Raw genomic sequence first — 871 nt, 5'->3', positions numbered from 1 at the left:
TTTGCCGTTAATGACGAATGGGTAGATTATCTGTGGGGCGAAGGTGACAAGGTGCGTTTGGACAGCACCCGAAACTGGCATGCTGAATATGTCAGCAATGTGTTTGAGCATAATGCTGAATATGTCGGCAATGTGTTTGAGCATGACGATGAATTTAAACAAACACACCCTGATTGGTATGCCGAAACTAAGGCGAAGGAACAGGAGTTTATCAAACTTGGCGAAAAACCAAGAAAGAACCCAAAAGGCGACCCAATCAACCCAAGCCATTACACCACCCACCAAAGCGGCATTGAATGTATTGAGATTACCGAGCATTTGAGCTTTTGCCTAGGCAACTGCTTTAAATATCTGTACCGTGCTGGCAAAAAGGGCGATATGGTCGAGGATTTAAAAAAGGCGGCTTGGTATGCCGAGCGGGCTTATTTAAACGGTGAAAGTGGCGATATGCCCGACGCTGTAAAAAACAAAATCGCATTTGTGGCAGATTATACCGACAATGAGATTATCCGACGCTTAATGGTTTTTATGATTGCAAGACGGTTTGAATATCCACCCAGATTGATAATGCTAAGAGACAAAATCAATGAAGCTGTTTTGGAGCTAACCAATGAAAAAGCCTAAAAAGTCATTTGCTGACTTGTTCGCAAGCAATTTTATTTACAGCTTAATAATTTGCACTTTGCTCTTATTGGTTGTCGCATTGAGCAAGTATTTGGCTGGCGATGAATGGGTGATAATAGCAGGCTGTATTAGCATGGCTGCACTCATTATGACGGTTGTTGAGTTCTATGGGCAAAATGACTAGATTTGCCAAATTAAAACAGCTCCCTTGCTGTCGCTGTGGGGCAATGGGCGTAGATATTGCGCA

Annotated in this window: 1 protein-coding gene; it reads left to right on the top strand. The window is 42.9% G+C overall.

All coding sequences use genetic code 11. The features are described from left to right. Positions 1 to 624, top strand: a 624-nt coding sequence (locus tag B0181_RS08295; RefSeq protein WP_249024910.1) for a DUF3310 domain-containing protein, incomplete at its 5' end; no start/stop codon positions are given. Positions 625 to 871 lie beyond the last annotated feature (247 nt).

It is taken from the genome of Moraxella caviae (assembly GCF_002014985.1).
GTDB classification, from domain to species: Bacteria; Pseudomonadota; Gammaproteobacteria; order Pseudomonadales; family Moraxellaceae; genus Moraxella; species Moraxella caviae.
The sequence above is the reverse complement of the archived record's forward strand: the minus strand, read 5'-3'. Positions and strand labels throughout refer to the sequence as shown.